This window comes from Streptomyces sp. NPDC057617 (assembly GCF_042800555.1).
In the GTDB taxonomy this organism is placed as follows: domain Bacteria; phylum Actinomycetota; class Actinomycetes; order Streptomycetales; family Streptomycetaceae; genus Streptomyces.
Genome location: NZ_JBHVGV010000006.1, coordinates 1 through 16,837, shown reverse-complemented (window position 1 = coordinate 16,837; position 16,837 = coordinate 1). Strand labels below are relative to the sequence as shown.

Annotated in this window: 14 protein-coding genes; 10 read left to right on the top strand and 4 right to left on the bottom strand. The window is 70.5% G+C overall.

Features of this window, described 5'->3' with window-relative positions; all coding sequences use genetic code 11:
* Positions 1–6 precede the first annotated feature (6 nt).
* The gene (locus ACFU9P_RS16460) at positions 7–1,047 is read right to left on the bottom strand and encodes an aldo/keto reductase (protein ID WP_384081071.1); all 1,041 of its coding nucleotides are present in this window, start codon (positions 1,045–1,047) and stop codon (positions 7–9) included.
* Positions 1,048–1,295: 248 nt separating this feature from the next.
* On the opposite strand from ACFU9P_RS16460, the gene ACFU9P_RS16455 reads away from it, so the two are divergent.
* A complete protein-coding gene (locus ACFU9P_RS16455; protein WP_376384812.1) occupies positions 1,296–1,541 on the top strand; it encodes a DUF6243 family protein in 246 nt (81 codons plus the stop codon).
* 106 nt (positions 1,542–1,647) lie between these two features.
* On the opposite strand, the gene ACFU9P_RS16450 is transcribed toward ACFU9P_RS16455, so the two are convergent.
* Entirely contained in the window at positions 1,648–3,042 is a 1,395-nt protein-coding gene (locus ACFU9P_RS16450; RefSeq protein WP_384081827.1) for an MFS transporter, read from the bottom strand.
* A 288-nt stretch (positions 3,043–3,330) separates the two neighbouring features.
* Here ACFU9P_RS16450 and ACFU9P_RS16445 point away from each other — a divergent pair, with 288 nt between their 5' ends.
* Positions 3,331–3,525, top strand: a complete 195-nt coding sequence (locus ACFU9P_RS16445) for a DUF1918 domain-containing protein (protein ID WP_046503541.1) — start codon at positions 3,331–3,333, stop codon at positions 3,523–3,525.
* A 276-nt stretch (positions 3,526–3,801) separates the two neighbouring features.
* Positions 3,802–4,659 (top strand): helix-turn-helix transcriptional regulator, encoded by an 858-nt coding sequence (locus ACFU9P_RS16440; protein ID WP_384081067.1) that lies wholly within the window; start codon positions 3,802–3,804, stop codon positions 4,657–4,659.
* 43 nt (positions 4,660–4,702) lie between these two features.
* On the opposite strand, the gene ACFU9P_RS16435 is transcribed toward ACFU9P_RS16440, so the two are convergent.
* Positions 4,703–6,184: an MFS transporter gene (locus tag ACFU9P_RS16435; protein WP_384081064.1), complete on the bottom strand. Its 1,482-nt coding sequence runs from the start codon at positions 6,182–6,184 to the stop codon at positions 4,703–4,705.
* Between the two features lie 22 nt (positions 6,185–6,206).
* Between ACFU9P_RS16435 and dusB the strand changes: the two genes are divergently transcribed.
* Positions 6,207–7,424 (top strand): tRNA dihydrouridine synthase DusB, encoded by a 1,218-nt coding sequence (gene dusB / locus ACFU9P_RS16430; protein ID WP_384081061.1) that lies wholly within the window; start codon positions 6,207–6,209, stop codon positions 7,422–7,424.
* 98 nt (positions 7,425–7,522) lie between these two features.
* Here the strand turns inward: dusB and ACFU9P_RS16425 are convergent, their stop codons facing one another.
* A complete protein-coding gene (locus tag ACFU9P_RS16425) occupies positions 7,523–8,296 on the bottom strand; it encodes a GntR family transcriptional regulator (protein ID WP_376384825.1) in 774 nt (257 codons plus the stop codon).
* A 299-nt stretch (positions 8,297–8,595) separates the two neighbouring features.
* Between ACFU9P_RS16425 and ACFU9P_RS16420 the strand changes: the two genes are divergently transcribed.
* The 6 genes from ACFU9P_RS16420 (at position 8,596) to ppdK (ending at position 16,584) form a co-directional block, all read left to right on the top strand.
* On the top strand, positions 8,596–9,750 hold the full coding sequence (locus tag ACFU9P_RS16420; protein ID WP_376384828.1) for an ABC transporter substrate-binding protein: 1,155 nt from the start codon (positions 8,596–8,598) through the stop codon (positions 9,748–9,750).
* Positions 9,750–10,661: an ABC transporter permease gene (locus tag ACFU9P_RS16415; protein ID WP_376384830.1), complete on the top strand. Its 912-nt coding sequence runs from the start codon at positions 9,750–9,752 to the stop codon at positions 10,659–10,661. Before ACFU9P_RS16420 ends, ACFU9P_RS16415 begins: the two co-directional genes overlap by 1 nt.
* Positions 10,649–11,638 (top strand): ABC transporter permease, encoded by a 990-nt coding sequence (locus tag ACFU9P_RS16410; RefSeq protein ID WP_384081057.1) that lies wholly within the window; start codon positions 10,649–10,651, stop codon positions 11,636–11,638. The genes ACFU9P_RS16415 and ACFU9P_RS16410 overlap by 13 nt, the downstream gene beginning before the upstream one ends.
* A gap of 7 nt (positions 11,639–11,645) precedes the next feature.
* Positions 11,646–12,785, top strand: coding sequence for an ABC transporter ATP-binding protein (locus tag ACFU9P_RS16405; RefSeq protein WP_384081054.1), 1,140 nt, complete (start codon positions 11,646–11,648; stop codon positions 12,783–12,785).
* Entirely contained in the window at positions 12,782–13,516 is a 735-nt protein-coding gene (locus ACFU9P_RS16400) for an HAD family hydrolase (RefSeq protein WP_384081051.1), read from the top strand. The genes ACFU9P_RS16405 and ACFU9P_RS16400 overlap by 4 nt, the downstream gene beginning before the upstream one ends.
* Positions 13,517–13,857: 341 nt before the next feature.
* A complete protein-coding gene (gene ppdK / locus ACFU9P_RS16395; protein WP_384081049.1) occupies positions 13,858–16,584 on the top strand; it encodes a pyruvate, phosphate dikinase in 2,727 nt (908 codons plus the stop codon).
* The last annotated feature ends 253 nt before the right edge of the window (positions 16,585–16,837 follow it).

Here is a 16,837-nt window from a genome sequence, read left to right as displayed (position 1 = left end):
GCTACCTCAGCGCTCACTGTCGAGGTGGGACATCTGGGCGGGCGCATAGCGGTCGCCCGCCGCGGCGCCCGGCGGCACCGCGCGCTCGATCGCGGCCAGGTCCTCGGCGTCGAGCGTGACCTCGACGGCGCCCAGGGCCTCGGCCAGCCGGTCCCTGCGGCGCGCGCCGACCAGCGGCACGATGTCCTCGCCCCGCGAGAGCACCCATGCGATGGCGATCTGGGCGACGGTGACGCCTTTCTGCTCGGCGATCTTCCGCAGGGACTCCACAAGCCCGAGATTGTGCGCGAGGTTCTCCCCCTGGAAGCGCGGGCTCGTCGAACGGAAGTCGCCGGGCCCCAGCGCCCGGTCACGGGTGAAGTGGCCGCTGATCAGGCCGCGCGAGAGCACTCCGTACGCCGTGATGCCGATGCCCAGCTCGCGGAGCGTGGGCAGAATCTCGGCCTCGATGGAGCGCGAGATCAGTGAGTACTCGATCTGGAGATCGGCGATGGGGGCGGTGGCCGCCGCGCGGCGGATGGTCGCGGCGCCCGCCTCGGAGAGGCCGATATGGCGGACATGGCCGGCCCGGACCAGCTCGGCGATGGCGCCGACCGTCTCCTCGATCGGGACATCGGGGTCGATCCTGGCGATCCGGTAGATGTCGATATGGTCGGTGCCGAGACGCTGCAATGAGTACGCCGCGAAGTTCTTCACGGCCGCCGGGCGGCCGTCATGGCCGCCCCAGCCGCCGTCCGGATCGCGCAGGGCGCCGAACTTGACGCTGACCAGGGCCTGTTCGCGCGCGGCGGCGGGGGCGGTGCGCAGCGCTTCGCCGATCAGCAGCTCATTGTGGCCCACTCCGTAGAAATCGCCCGTGTCGAGCAGGGTGACGCCCGCGTCCAGGGCGGCGTGGATGGTGGCGATGGATTCGGCGCGGTCCGCTTCCCCGTACATCGCGGACATGCCCATGCAGCCGAGGCCGAGGGCGGCTGTGCGGGGGCCGGTGGCGCCGAGGCGGCGGGCGGGGAGGCCGGGGGCGGCGGGAGTACCGGAGACGGAAGTCATGAGGGGTTCCTCCAGAGAGACGGCCCAGCGGGGAGTGACACTCACGACTATGGCATGTCGGCTGACAGATTTCAATTTCTGTCAGCCGTCATGGCTGATGCTCGCCAAAAATGCGTTACGTCCCGGTCGCGCCCGGTGGTAGCGTCTCGGGCATGTTCTTCCAGATCTACGAGTGAGAGCGCGGCGGCCACGGCCTGCCCCCCACCGACGAATCCGCAGATCACTTCTCATCACTTCGGGAGAACCCCGTGGCAAAGAGCCGCAACAACCTTCTCGGCGTGGGCGGACAACGCAAGAAGCTGTCCCGCGCCGACCAGCAGGGCAATGGCCCCGCACGCAATGCCGACCGCAAGGCCGCCGCCGACCAGAAGGCGGAGCTGCTGCGCAAGATGCGTGAGCGCGCCGGCGGCCAGGCACAGAGCGAGGATGAGCAGACCGGGCAGAGCAGCCAGGACGGTGCGCAGGCCGGCGAAGGATCCGCCGCGCAGAACTGACCGGCGCTGAACCGACCCGTCGTACACACACGTTGGGTCCGGACCACCACCCCGAGGTGGTCCGGGCCCAACGCCGTGACAGGGCCTGGGGCGGTACGGGACGCTCTCAGCCGATCGAGCGCGGCAGCCGCAGACTCAGCAGCCCGGTCAGGACAACCAGCCCGAACTGTGCCAGCAACGTGATCACCAGCGCGTCCCGCATCCCCGTCGCCGCGGCCAGCGAGAGGAAGAGCGAGCCGAGCGTCGCGACCCCCAGCGCCAGCGCGGACTGCTGGGTGGTGACCATGACGCCGCTGCCCACTCCGGCCCGCTCCGACGGGATGTCGGAGAGCATGATCCGGATCATCACCGGCAGTTGGAGCCCCTGACCGAGACCGGCCAGTGTGACTCCCGGCGCCAGATCCAGCAGGCTGACGGATGGCCAGTCGTGCCGGACGGCGAGCACCAGCAGGGCGACACCGGCCAACTGTGACACCGCGCCCGCCGTCACCACCAGGCTGCCGTACCGCCGTACCAGCCGGGGCCCGGCCAGTGAGGCGGCGAAGAACGCCACCGCCATCGGCGCCAGTGCGAGTCCGGCCGTCACCGCGCCCATGCCGAGGCCCTGTTGGAGCGCGATAGCGATCACGAACATGAAGCCGCCGAAGCCGATCGAGAACGGCAGAAGCAGCGCAAGACCGCGCCGGAGCGTCACCAGCGCGAGCAGGCTCGGCGGTACGAGCGGGATCCGGCCCTGCCGGTCGGCCCGCTTCTCGACGCGGAGGAAGGCGTACGAGACGAGCGGGAAGGCCGCGAGGGAGACCCAGGTCCAGACGGGCCAGCCGGCCGCGCGGCCCTCGGTGAGCGGCGCCAGCAGGGTCATCAGCGCGGCGGCCAGCAGCACCGTCCCCGGTATGTCGATCGGCGCGGGCTTCTGGGATCGCGTCTCGGGCACCGAACGCACCGCCAGGACCAGACCCAGCAGCGCCACCGGCACATTCACCAGGAAGATCGCGCGCCATCCGCTGCCCGCGATATCCGCCGCGACCAGGACGCCGCCCAGGATCTGGCCCGCCACCATCGCCAGCCCGGCGGTGGCACCGTACAGACTCACCGCCTTCGCGCGGCGCTGCCCGGCGGTCGCGGAGTGGATGGTGGCCAGCACCTGCGGAAGCATCAGCGCGGCCGCCGCTCCCTGCGCGACCCGGGCCCCGACCAGCGTCCAGGCGTCGGGCGCGACACCGCAGGCGAGCGAGGTGAGGCCGAACGCCGCCATCCCGGCCAGGAAGAGTCTGCGCCGCCCGAACATGTCCCCGAGCCGCCCGCCCAGCACCAGCAGCACGGCGTACGCGAGGCCGTACCCGGCGACGACCAGTTCGAGGAGGGCGGGCCCCGCGGCCAGATCGTGGTCGATCGTCGGCAGGGCTACATTGACGATGAAGAAGTCGATCAGAGGGAGCGCCGCGCCGAGCAGCACGGTGAAGAGCCCGAGGGTGCCGAGCACCGACCCGTGGTCGTGGATGACGGGGCCGGCGGATTCACCGGAGGGCCCGCCGGGAGCGGCGGCGGCGGACGAGGTCGTCGCCGGGCCCGTTGCCGCGTTGGAGGTGTGTTTCGCGGATGCTCTGCTCACGCATCCGACGATCGCGCGTCACACAGCCTGGTACCAGAGTGTCTTTATCCTGGTAGATGAACTACCCGGCAATGGGCTGAGGCGCTTCCGGACGACACAGAACCGGACATTCCGTACACTGGCGATCACAGCCGGTGACAGGGATGACAGCGTCGACGAGCGGCTTGGGAGTGCGGGATGAAAGCGAGCAAGGGTGACCGCCTGGTGATGCACGGCAGGGTGGTCGGCAAGCACGACCGTGTGGTGGAAGTCGTGGAGGTGCTGGGACCGAACGGCACACCGCCCTTCAAGGTACGCGGTGAGGACGGCCATGAAACGATCGTCTCGCCGGGCCCCGACACGGCGGTGGAGACGCGCGGAAAGCGCAAGTGACACAGCCAGTGACACAGCCTCTGTAAGGCGCAAATGACACGGCCTCTGCCAACAAGAGGACAAGCAACAAGAGGACAAGAGACGTGGCCTCCGTAAGAAGAGCGCCAGAAACGTCAACAACACTCACCGCCCGACCGGCGCCTGACCGGCCGGGCGGTGCGCGTACGGCCCGTACGGCCCGTTGGCCGCTGCGGTGCTCAGCCTGGTATCGGAGCGGCTCATCCTGGTACTCGCACCACCTGGCAACGGGTTGGGACCTGCGGCACGCTGGACCCCATGAGCATGGCTGTGCAGGAGACCGACATCCGGCGCCATGAGCTGGCCGCTTTTCTGCGCAGCCGGCGCGAGCGCATCACGCCCGAGCAGGTCGGACTCGCCCGCGGGAGCCGCCGCCGTACGCCGGGGCTGCGGCGCGAGGAGGTCGCCCAGCTCTCCGCTGTCGGAGTCACCTGGTACACCTGGCTTGAGCAGGCCCGTTCCATCCAGGTCTCCGCCCAGGTGCTCGACGCGCTCGCCCGCGCCCTGCTGCTCGACCGCAGCGAGCGCGCGCATCTCTTCGCGCTCGCGGGCGCCGTCGACCCCGCCCCCGGCACGCCCTGCCCGACCATCACGCCCGCGCTGCGGCAGATGCTGGAGCGCCTTGAGCCGTATCCGGCCTGTGTGCAGAACGGGCGGTACGACATCCTCGCGTACAACCGCGTGTACGGGCATCTCATGTGCGATCTCGACGCGCTGGCGCCCGAGGACCGCAACGCCATGTGGCTCGCCTTCACCAATGACGAGTGGCGCGCCGCGCTCGTCCACCGGGACGAGACGATCCGGATGATGGCGGCCAAGTTCCGGGCCGCCATGGCCGAGCATCTCGCGGAGCCCGCGTGGAAGACGCTTCTGCGGCGGCTGCGGTCGGCCTCGCCCGAGTTCCGGGAGATCTGGGAGCAGCACGAAGTGGTCGCGGTGGTCGGCGACAGGACCAAGCGGTTCGCCAACCCCCGGGTGGGGCTGCTCAATCTGGAGTACACCAATCTCTGGCTCGGCCCCTCCGCGGGACCGCGGCTGGTCAGCTACATCCCCGTGGACGCCGAGTCCAGGGATCGGCTGGAGCGGCTGCACAGCCTGGTGCCCGCCCCGGCCTGAGCTTCAGCAGCTTCCGCGCCGCCTCCACCGCCTCGACGCGGCTTCAGCGCCCGGTCTCCACGGAGGCCCGCGCGCTGACCGGTTCCAGCCGTTCCGCCGTACGCCGCGCCGTCGCGCGTGCCCACGCCCCGCTGGTCAGCGCCCCCACCAGCAGTACGCAGAGTCCGCAGGCCGTGATGATCCACCAGGCCGGGCCGCTCGCGGCCGTGAAAGCCGCGGTGTACGAGGCCGACGGCGCGTGCGGTGCGGACGCGGTGACGCCGACGACCCCGCCCGCCAGTACCGCGCCGATCACGGCGACCCCCAGCGTCGAGCCGATCTGGCGGCTGGTGGAGGCGACCGCGGCGGCAACACCCGCCTGGGAGCGGGGCATTCCGGCGACGGCGGTATTGGTGATCGGCGCGTTCACCATGCCGAAGCCCAGACCGAACAGCACATAGCCGGTGAAGAGCAGCGCGTTGGTGCCCTCCGCGTCCGTCGCCGCGAACAGGGCACCGCTGGCCGTCATCGTCGTGCCGGCGATCAGCAGCGAGAGCCGGGGCCCGCGGCTGCCGATGAGCCGCCCCGACAGCGGCGCGCAGAGGAACGTCAGGGTCGCCATGGGCAGCATGTACAGCCCGGCGTGCAGCGCGGACAGCCCCCGTACGTTCTGCAGGTAGAGCGTATTGAGGAAGAGGAACCCGCCGAGCGCGGCGAAGGCGCAGACGGCGATCACCGTCGCCCCGCTGAACGGCGCGCTGTTGAAGAACCGCAGATCGATCAGCGGCTCCTTGCGCCTCGGCTCGTACAGCAGCAGCCCGATCAGCGAGAGGGCGGCGACGGCGGCGAACGCCAGGATCCGCGGCGAGGTCAGCCCGGCGGTGGGCGCCTCGATGATCGCGTACGTCAGCGAGCCCAGGATGCCGATGACCAGGAGCTGTCCGACCGGATCGGGGCGGCGCGGCTTCGGGGCGCGGGACTCGGGAACGTACCGCCAGGTCAGCAGGAGCGCGGCGATCCCGATCGGGAGGTTGATCCAGAAGATCGACCGCCAGCCGACCGAGTCCACCAGCAGCCCGCCGACCAGTGGGCCCGCCGCCATCGAGATACCGACGACCGCGCCCCAGACCCCGATGGCGCGGGCGCGCTCACGGGGTTCGGTGAAGGTGTTGGTGATGATCGACATCGCGACGGGGTTGAGCATCGAGCCGCCGACGGCCTGCACCATGCGGAAGGCGACCAGCGATTCCAGGCTCGGCGCGAGGGAGCAGAGCAGGGAGCCGAGGGTGAACAGGACGAGCCCGGTCTTGAAGACCCGGCGGCGGCCGATCCGGTCGGCGGTGGAGCCCGAGAGCATCAGCAGGGAGGCCAGGACCAGGGTGTAGGCGTCGATGGTCCACTGGAGCCCGGAGACGGAGGCGTGCAGCTCCCGCTGCATGGAGGGGAGGGCGACATTGAGGACGGTGTTGTCCAGGCTGACGATCAGCAGGCTCATACAGCAGATGGCCAGGACCAGGACGCGCCGCCGGTGACTCAGCTCGGGCATATGTCGATAGTACGACTAACTAATGACTATCGTCGTGCGCGACAATGGGCGGATGACCGCTTCGCTCGACACCCTCACCACCTCTTCACCCGCCACGTCTTCGCTCGCGACCACGCCGTCACTTGCGATCGGGCCGCACACCGTGCGCCCGCCGGTGGTGCTCGCCCCCATGGCCGGGATCACGAACGCGCCGTTCAGGACGCTGTGCCGCGAATTCAGCGGGGGCAAGGGGCTGTTCGTGAGCGAGATGATCACCACGCGGGCGCTGGTCGAGCGCAATGAGAAGACCATGCAGCTCATCCGCTTCGACGCGGCCGAGACGCCGCGGTCGATCCAGTTGTACGGGGTGGATCCGGTCACCGTCGGCAAGGCGGTCCGGATGATCGCGGACGAGGATCTGGCCGACCACATCGATCTCAACTTCGGCTGCCCGGTGCCCAAGGTGACCCGCAAGGGCGGCGGTTCGGCCCTGCCGTACAAGCGGCCCCTGCTGCGGGCGATCCTGCACGAGGCGGTCTCCAACGCCGGGGACCTGCCCGTCACGATGAAGATGCGCAAGGGCATCGACGACGACCACCTCACGTATCTGGACGCCGGGCGGATCGCGGTCGACGAGGGCGTCACGGCGATCGCCCTGCACGGCAGGACCGCCGCGCAGCACTACGGGGGTACGGCGGACTGGGACGCCATCGCGCGGCTCAAGGAGCATGTCCCGGAGATCCCGGTGCTGGGCAACGGCGACATCTGGTCGGCGGACGACGCGCTGCGGATGGTGCGCGAGACCGGCTGCGACGGCGTTGTCGTGGGGCGCGGCTGCCTGGGGCGGCCCTGGCTCTTCGCCGACCTGGTGGCGGCCTTCGAGGGTACGGGCGCTCCCGTGCGGCCGTCACTGCGGGAGGTTGCCGGGATCATGCGGCGCCATGCCGAGCTGCTGGGGGAGTGGCTCGGGAACGAGGCGCGCGGGGTGATCGATTTCCGTAAGCATGTGGCCTGGTATCTGAAGGGGTTCTCGGTCGGTTCGGGGCCGCGCAAGGAGCTGGCGGTCGCCTCGTCTCTCGCCGAACTGGACACGCTGCTGTCGCGTCTCGACCTCGACCAGCCCTGGCCGGAGGGTGCGGACGGGCCGCGCGGCCGTACGTCCGGCAACAACCGGGTCGTCCTGCCGGACGGCTGGCTGAAGGACCCGTACGACCACTCCTGTGTCGGCGCGGAAGCCGAACTGGACACCTCAGGAGGCTGAACAGGGCTTAAGTGGCCCACTCGGCTCGCGCCCGGCCCTCCGGACCCCGGCCCGCGCCCGGCCCTCCGCCCCGGCCCTGCCGGCGCTTGACCCCCGCGCTATTCCGGGCGGGGCGGCTGCGGTGTCACCTCCGGGCCCGCGTGCCGCTCCAGCGGGGTGGCCGCCGCGGAGTTGCTGACACTGAAGGCCACACTGCCCGCCCGGTAGCGGTCGTCCGTCCACTCGATCGGCCGGCCCGCGGCCGTGTACGTGAGATGGCGCTGCCGCAGCAGCGGGCTGCCGCGGCGGACACGGAGCAGCCGGGCGTCCTCGCTGCCCGCCGCGACCGCGTCGATGAGGTGCTCGCCGTAGTGCGCCACGATGTCCGCGTTCTCCGCGATGCTGTCCATGATCGACACGACATCGTCGGGCAGGGCACGTACGACCGGCGCGACCCAGTCCGTGTACGCGGTCCGCTCGACCATGACCGGCTCCCCGTCCAGTCTGCGCAGCCGTACGACGTACAGCACCTCGCTCTCCGGAGCGACCCCCAGCCGCGACGACTCCTCCGCGGTGGCGGGCCGTGACGTACGGCTCAGTATCCGGCTGGAGACCTCGCACCCCAGCGCCTGCGCCCACTGCGCGAAGCTGTTGAGCTGCTGGAAGCTGTGGCGGCGCTCCTGACGCAGGACCACCCGGCGCGCCCCCTGCCGCGAGCCGATCAGGCCGTCCGAGGCGAGCAGCCCCACCGCCTGCCGTACCGTCCCGCGCGACACCGACCAGCGGGCCGCCAGATCGCTCTCCGAGGGCAGCCGGGCGCCGACCGGATACTCGCCGCCCAGAATCGACTTCCGCAGCGCTTCCGCGATCTCCAGATACCGCGAACTGCCCACGCCTGCCCCCATTGAATTCCGGAACTGTGCACAGGTGCGCTTATCCGCCGCGGACCCGGCCCTCACTCTAACCGCACGTCCCGCCGGGTGTCCGGACCCCGGGATGCCCTGTTGAGCGTCAATTCTTCCGGAAATCCTCCCTGAAAGGCTGTGCTGACCAGCTAGTTGCAAGGACTGGTCTTCGTCGGGCCGTGCCGCCGCCGCCATCATTCGTTCACTGCTGAGTCATCTGGACCGGGCGAACTGATGCCAGCTTGTATGAACAAGTGACACCCTCTCTTCGCTCCGGGAGACACCGCGTGACCCGACTCCGTGCCCGCGCCAACGGCCGGCTGGCAGCCGCCCTGGCGCTCAGTACCGCCGCTCTCACCGCGCTCACCGCCTGTGGTGCGGCACCCGAGGAATCCGCCGACACCGCCGACTCCGCGGCCGCCACCTCCGCCGCCGACTTCGGCGGGATGAAGGACCTGGTGGCCGCCGCCGAGAAGGAGGGCGAGCTGAACGCGATCGCCCTTCCGCCGGACTGGGCGAACTACGGCGAGATCATCAAGGCGTTCGAAGCCAAGTACAAGATCAAGGTCAACAGCGAGAACCCGGACGGTTCCAGCTCCGACGAGATCGCCGCCGTCAAGTCCCGCAAGGGCCAGGACCGCGCCCCCGACGTGCTCGACCTGGGGATCGCCTTCGCCCGCAGCGGCGCCGCCGAGAACCTCTTCGCGCCGTACAAGGTCGAGGCCTGGGACAAGATCCCCGACGCGCAGAAGGAGAAGGACGGCCGCTGGTTCAACGACTACGGCGGCTATGTCTCCATCGGCTGCGACGCCTCCCGTATCAAGACCTGCCCCGAGACCTTCGCCGATCTGCTCAAGCCCGAGTACAAGGGCAAGGTGGCGCTCAACGGCAACCCCACCAAGTCCGGTTCGGCCTTCGGCGGCGTGTACGCGGCGTCCCTCGCCAACAAGGGCTCCTTCGCCGACATCCAGCCCGGTATCGACTTCTTCGGCAAGCTGAAGAAGAGCGGCAACTTCATCCCCGTCGAGTCCACCCCGGCCACGGTCGAGAAGGGCGAGACGCCCATCTCGATCGACTGGGACTACCTGAACGCCAGCTACGCCGACCAGTTCAAGGGCAAGGGCGTGGACTGGAAGGTCGCCATCCCGAGCGACGGCGTCTACGCGCAGTACTACTCGCAGGCCATCAACAAGGACGCGCCGCACCCGGCCGCCGCCCGGCTGTGGATGGAGTTCCTGTACAGCGCCGAGGGCCAGAACCTCTGGCTCAAGGGGTACGCGCGGCCCGTGCTGCTGCCCGCCATGACCACGGACGGCACCGCCGACAAGACCTTCGTCGGCAAGCTGCCCCAGGTCGAGGGCACCCCGGCCTTCCCGGAGTCGGCCGAACTGGACAAGGCCAACGCCACCCTCGCCGAGAACTGGGACAAGGCCGTCTCCTGATGACCGCCCCCACGTCCGTCCCCACCCCGCTCGCAGCGGTGGGCGCCGCCGACGGCAGTCGCCGTCGGCGGCGGGCGTCGCGCGCCTGGCTCGGCGCCCTCCCGCTGCTCGTCTTCGCCGGACTGTGCTTCGGACTCCCGGTCGGCGCCCTGCTGTACGGGGCCGTCACCCGGGACGATCCCGCCACCGGCGCCACCTCCCTGACCGGCGAGCACCTCCAGCGCTCGCTCCAGGGCCCCTATCTCACCTCCATCGTCGGCAGCGTCGAACTCTCCGCGCTGACCGCCGTGATCGGCACCGTGCTCGGGATGCTGATCGCGCAGGCCGTCGTCACCTCGCGCGGCGGCGCGCTCCGCAACGGGGTGCTCACCGCCTCCGGTGTGCTCGCCAACTTCGGCGGAATCCCACTGGCGTTCGCGTTCGTCGCCACCCTCGGTATCTCCGGTGTGGTCACCCAGCTCGCCCATCTCGACGGCCTGGGCTGGAACCTGTACTCCTTCACCGGACTCACCCTGATCTACCTCTACTTCCTGGTGCCGCTGATGGTGCTGGTCAGCGTGCCCGCGCTGGACGGTCTGCGGCCGCAGTGGCGGGAGGCCGCGCAGAACGCCGGTGCCACCAACTGGCAGTTCTGGCGCCATGTCGGACTGCCGGTCCTCGCGCCCTCGTTGCTCGGCGGGTTCGTACTGCTCTTCGGCAGCGCCTTCGCCGCGCACGCCACTGCCGCCGCGCTGGTCGGCGGCTCGGTCCCGCTGGTCACCCTGAAGATCGCGGACGCGCTCTCCGGCAACGTACTGGTCGGTCAGGAGAATGTGGCGCTCGCGCTGAGCCTCGACATGATCGTGATCGCCGGCCTGGTCATGGCGGTCTATCTGCCCCTCCAGCGACGGAGCACCCGATGGCTGCACTGACCCCCACCGCGCCCCCGGCCGCCCCCGCCCCCGCGGCTCCCCGCAAGGCACGGGACGGCGGGACGGCGCGCACCCGCCGCCGGCCGCGTGTCTGGCGTGGGGTTGTCCTGTTCGTGGCCGGGCTGTACTTCCTCGTACCGCTGGTCTCCTCGTTCGTCTTCACGGTCCGCGTCCCAGGACAGGGCCTCACCTTCTCGGCGTACACCGGAATCCTGTCCGCCGAGGGCTTCACCCGGAGTCTGCTGCTCTCGCTCGGGCTCGCCGCCGCCACCATCCTGCTCTCGCTGCTGCTGACCGTGCCGGCGCTGGTGGCGGTACGGCTCGGCGCGCCGAAGCTGGCCCCGCTGGTCGAGATCGTCTGCATGCTGCCGCTGGTGGTGCCGCCGATCGCGCTGGTCACCGGGGTGACCACGGTGCTGCGCTGGGGGCCTGAGCACTTCTCGCGCACCCCGCTCTACCAGACGTTCCTCGCGGTGCAGAACGAGTCGTTCCCGATCGTGCTGGTGCTCGCCTATACGGTGCTGGCCCTGCCGTTCGTCTACCGCTCGCTCGACGCCGGGCTGCGCGCCATCGACGTACCGACCCTGGTGGAGGCCGCGCGCAACTGCGGGGCGAGCAGGCCGTATGTGATCCTGCGGGTCATCCTGCCCAACCTGCGCTCCGCACTGGCCGGTGCCTCCTTCCTCACCCTGGCGCTGGTCCTGGGCGAGTTCACCATCGCCTCGCTGCTCGGCTTCCAGCCCTTCGCCGTGTGGATCGTCACCGTCTCGGGCGCGGAGGCGCGGATGTCGGTGGCGGTGTCCCTGCTCAGCCTGCTGATCACCTGGGTGCTGCTGCTGGTCCTGTCGCGGGCGGGCGCGCGTACCTCGGCCGCCACTCCGGCCCCTCCAGCCACCCCCGCCCCTTCCACGGCTCCGGCCCCCGCGGCCCCTTCCACCTCCGGCAACGTCTCCGGCAACATTTCCGGCAAGGAGTAGACCCCCCATGTCATCCACCTCCACAGCGACCGCGGAGCGGCCGGAGCCGGCCGCGGCCGGCGGCGCCCGAGTCGAATTCCGGGGCCTGCGCCGGGCCTTCGGCTCCACCGTCGCCCTCGACGGCCTCGACCTGACGGCCGAGCCCGGCGAACTCCTCGCCCTGCTCGGCCCCTCCGGCTGCGGCAAGACCACGGCGCTGCGCGTCCTCGCCGGCTTCGAGCACCCTGACTCGGGCGAGGTGCTGGTGGACGGCGAGGACATCACCCGGGTCCCGGCCAACCGGCGCGACGCGGGCATGGTCTTCCAGTCGTACAGCCTCTTCCCGCACCTCAACGCCCGCGACAACGTGGCCTTCGGGCTGCGCGTACGGAAGGTGTCCGCCGACGAGCGGCGCGCCCGCGCCGCCGAACTCCTCGATCTGGTCGGCCTGCCCGCCCACGGCGACCGCTTCCCGCACCAGATGTCCGGCGGCCAGCAGCAGCGGGTCGCGCTGGCCCGCGCGCTGGCGCTGCGCCCGCGCGTCCTGCTGCTCGACGAGCCGCTCTCGGCGCTCGACGCCAAGGTCCGGCTCACCCTGCGCGAGGAGATCAGGCGCCTCCAGCTCTCGCTCGGCATCACCACCATCTTCGTCACCCATGACCAGGAGGAGGCGCTCTCCATGGCCGACCGGGTGGCGGTGCTCAACGCGGGCAGGCTGGAGCAGTGCGCTCCGCCCGCCGAGCTGTACGAGCGGCCCGCCACGGCCTTCGTCGCCGAGTTCGTCGGCGCGATGAACCGGCTGCCGGGGCGGCTCACCGACGGCGGTCTGGTCGCGGTCGCGGGCACCGAACTGCCCGTGGACGGCGAGATCCCGGCCGGCCGCGAGGTGGAGGTGCTGATCCGTCCCGAGAACATCACCGCCACCGCCGATCCGGCCGGTACGGCCACGGTCGTCTCGGCGTCCTTCTTCGGTTCGGTGACGCGCGTGCTGCTCGATCTGCCCGGCGGCGGCTCGGTCAAGTCGGACGTGCCGTCGCGGGACGCCGGCGAGCTGGTGCCCGGGGTGCGCGCGAGGGTGGAGCCCGCGCGGCGCCCGGTCCTCGTGGTGCCCGCCGCCGGTTCCGCCGGTGCTTCCGCCGCTGTTCCGGCCGCCGGCCAGGGCGCGTGAGGGCGCCCGCGGCGGTCCTCTTCGACATGGACGGCACGCTCGTCGACACCGAGGTGCTGTGGTGGGAGTCGGTGGAGGAGGTCGCGGCCGGCCTCGGCCACCGGCTCTCCGCCGCGGACGCGCCCCAGGTCGTCGGCCGCGCGGTCGCTGATACGGCCGCTCATCTGATCCGGGTCGCGGGCGGCGGCCGCGCCGATACGGTCGCGGCCGAGCTGGCCGGGTCCTTCTTCCGGCGGGTGGAGGCGGGCGCGCCGCTGCGGCCGGGCGCCCGTTCGCTGCTGGCCGGGCTGGAGCGCGCCGGGGTGCCGTTCGCCCTGGTCAGCGCCTCGCCGCGGGCCGTGGTGGACTCGGTGGTGGCGGGCTCGCTGGCCGATGCCGGCTTCGCCTTCACGCTCTCGGCCGACGACACCGTACGGACCAAGCCGCACCCCGATCCATATCTGGCGGCGGCCGAGCGGCTGGGGGTGCCGCCCGGGGAATGTGTCGCGGTGGAGGACTCACCGGACGGCACCGCCTCGGCCCAGGCGGCGGGATGCGCGGTGATGGTGGTGCCCTCGCTGCTGCCCGTGGAGCCGGCGCCCGGGCGGTATTTCGCGCGGAGCCTGGAAGAGGTCGATCTCGGTGTGCTGAGCGGCTGCGCTCCCGGCGCGTGTGACGGCCGGGTTACGGGGACCGTGACCGGGTCCGACGGGCGTCCGGATCCTGGAATCACGGAGCCGGTCGGGGCGTGATTCTCGCCACGTTTGATCGGCATTTAGCTCACATGAGCGACTTGTGGGTGCATGCATTTCTGGAAGGGGTGGCGTCCCGCGCCACCCCTTCTGTGTTCATATCCTGAACTCAGACGTCGATGTCCTAGCTCAGATGAGCATGGCGCGTCATGGGCAGGTCATGTCCGCTTCGAGGCGTGAAGACGCCATCGCGAGCGCGCTTGACCGGGGCCACTTTCGATCTGCTGGCGGATGGGTGGTTAAGACCGTATGACAGGCAAGTGGACGTACCGAGGTACCTTCGAAATGGGTATGTTCCTCGCCGTCAGGGCAGCCACCGCGTCTTCGAGGAGTCGAGACCCGTGCCGGAAAAGAATGATCCACACTCAGACTCAGCCGAGAAATTCGTCTATGACTTCACCGAGGGCAACAAGGATCTCAAGGACCTCCTCGGCGGCAAGGGTGCCAATCTCGCCGAGATGACCAACCTCGGGCTGCCTGTCCCGCCGGGCTTCACCATCACCACCCGGGCCTGCAACATCTACCTCGACAGCGGCAAGGAACCGGCCTCGCTGCGCGACGAGGTGAGCGCCCATCTCGACGCCCTCGAACGGAAGATGGCCAAGAAGCTCGGCCAGCACGACGACCCGCTGCTCGTCTCCGTACGCTCCGGCGCCAAGTTCTCCATGCCCGGCATGATGGAGACCGTCCTCAACGTCGGTCTCTCCGACGCCTCCGTGGCCGGGCTCGCCGCCCAGGCCGGCGACGAGCGCTTCGCCTGGGACTCGTACCGCAGGCTCATCCAGATGTTCGGCAGGACCGTCCTCGGTGTCGACGGCCGGCTCTTCGAAGAGGCGCTGGAGGAGGCCAAGCAGGCCAAACAGGCCGCCACCGACGTGGACTTGGAGGTCGGCGACCTCAAGAGGCTGGTCAAGCACTTCAAGAAGATCGTCTCCCGGGAGGCGGGGCGCGACTTCCCGCAGGACCCGCGCGAGCAGATGGATCTCGCGATCCGCGCGGTCTTCGAGTCCTGGAACACCGACCGCGCCCGGCTCTACCGCCGCCAGGAACGCATCCCCGGCGATCTCGGCACCGCCGTCAGCGTCTGCTCCATGGTCTTCGGCAACCTCGGCCCCGACTCCGGCACGGGCGTCGCCTTCACCCGCGACCCCGCCAGCGGCCAGCAGGGCGTCTACGGCGACTACCTGCAGAACGCCCAGGGCGAGGACGTCGTCGCGGGCATCCGCAACACCGTCGCCCTCGCCGAGCTGGAGACCATCGACAAGAAGTCGTACGACCAGCTCATGGGCATCATGGAGACCCTGGAGACGCACTACCGCGATCTGTGCGACATCGAATTCACCATCGAGCGCGGCCAGTTGTGGATGCTCCAGACCCGGGTCGGCAAGCGCACCGCGGGCGCCGCCTTCCGGATCGCCACCCAGCTCGTCGACCAGGGGCTGATCGGTGAGGCCGAGGCGCTCCAGCGGGTCAGCGGCGCCCAGCTCGCCCAGCTCATGTTCCCGCGCTTCGACGAGGACGCCAAGCGCGAGCTGCTCGGGCGCGGCATCGCCGCCTCGCCGGGCGCGGCCGTCGGCAAGGCCGTCTTCGATTCGTACACCGCCATCAAGTGGTCCCGCTCCGGCGAGCAGGTCATCCTCATCCGCCGCGAGACCAACCCCGACGACCTGGACGGAATGATCGCCGCCGAGGGCATTCTGACCTCGCGCGGCGGCAAGACCTCGCACGCCGCCGTCGTCGCCCGTGGCATGGGCAAGACCTGTGTGTGCGGCGCCGAGGAGCTGGAGGTCGACACCAAGGCGCGCCGGATGACCGTCAACGGCACGGTCGTCGAGGAGGGCGACGTCGTCTCCATCGACGGCTCGACCGGCAAGGTCTACCGCGGTGAGGTCCCCGTCGTACCGTCGCCCGTCGTCGAGTACTTCGAGGGCCGGATGCACGCGGGCGCCGACGACGCCGACGAACTGGTCGAGGCGGTGCACCGGATGATGGCGTACGCGGACCGCCGCCGCAGGCTGCGGGTGCGCGCCAACGCCGACAATGTCGAGGACGCCCTGCGCGCCCGCCGCTTCGGCGCCCAGGGCATCGGCCTGTGCCGTACGGAGCACATGTTCCTGGGCGAGCGCCGCGAGATGGTCGAGAAGCTGATCCTCGCCAACACGGACGACGAGCGCGAAACGGCGCTCGGCGCGCTGCTGCCGCTCCAGAAGCGGGACTTCATCGAGCTGTTCGAGGCGATGGACGGGCTGCCCGTGACGGTCCGTCTGCTCGACCCGCCGCTGCACGAGTTCCTGCCCGACATCACCGAACTGTCGGTACGGGTCGCCCTCGCCGAGGCGCGCAAGGACCACAACGAGAACGATCTGCGCCTCCTCCAGGCCGTGCACAAGCTCCACGAGCAGAACCCGATGCTGGGGCTGCGCGGAGTACGACTCGGCCTGGTCATCCCCGGTCTGTTCGCCATGCAGGTACGGGCCATCGCCGAGGCCGCCGCGGAGCGCAGGAACGCCAAGGGCGACCCGCGCGCCGAGATCATGATCCCGCTGGTCGGTACGGTCCAGGAGCTGGAGATCGTCAGGGACGAGGCCCAGCAGGTCATCGCCGAGGTGGAAGCCGCGACCGGCACCGAACTCAAGCTGGCGCTCGGCACGATGATCGAGCTGCCGCGCGCGGCGCTGACCGCCGGACAGATCGCGGAGGCCGCGGAGTTCTTCTCCTTCGGTACGAACGACCTCACCCAGACCGTGTGGGGCTTCTCCCGGGACGACGTGGAGGCGAGCTTCTTCACGGCGTATCTGGAGAAGGGCATCTTCGGGGTGTCGCCGTTCGAGACGATCGACCGGGACGGGGTGGGCGCGCTGGTACGGAGCGCGGTGGAGGCGGGCCGGGCCACCCGGCCGGGGCTGAAGCTGGGCATCTGCGGGGAGCACGGCGGCGACCCGGAATCGGTGCACTTCTTCCACGAGGTGGGCCTGGACTATGTGTCCTGCTCGCCGTTCCGTATCCCGGTGGCACGGCTGGAGGCGGGGCGCGCGGCGGCGGCCTCGGCGGGCAGCGACTCGCGCTAGTGCCTGATCGCGAAGACAGGCCCTAGCCCGGCTGTCGAAGACCCCGGAGCGTATCCGCCGGTTGCCCCGACCCTCACCGGCCCGGCGGGCGGCTCCGGAAGAGGACGAAGGGGCGGGCGCCCTGTGCGGGGGCGCCCGCCCCTTCGTTCTGCCCTTGTGCGCCGGGCCCCGCTCTTATGCGCGGAGGCCATGCGCCGGGCATGTGCGCGCCCATTTCCGGCCTTTGAATTGCGTTACGGGCAAACGCGGTGGA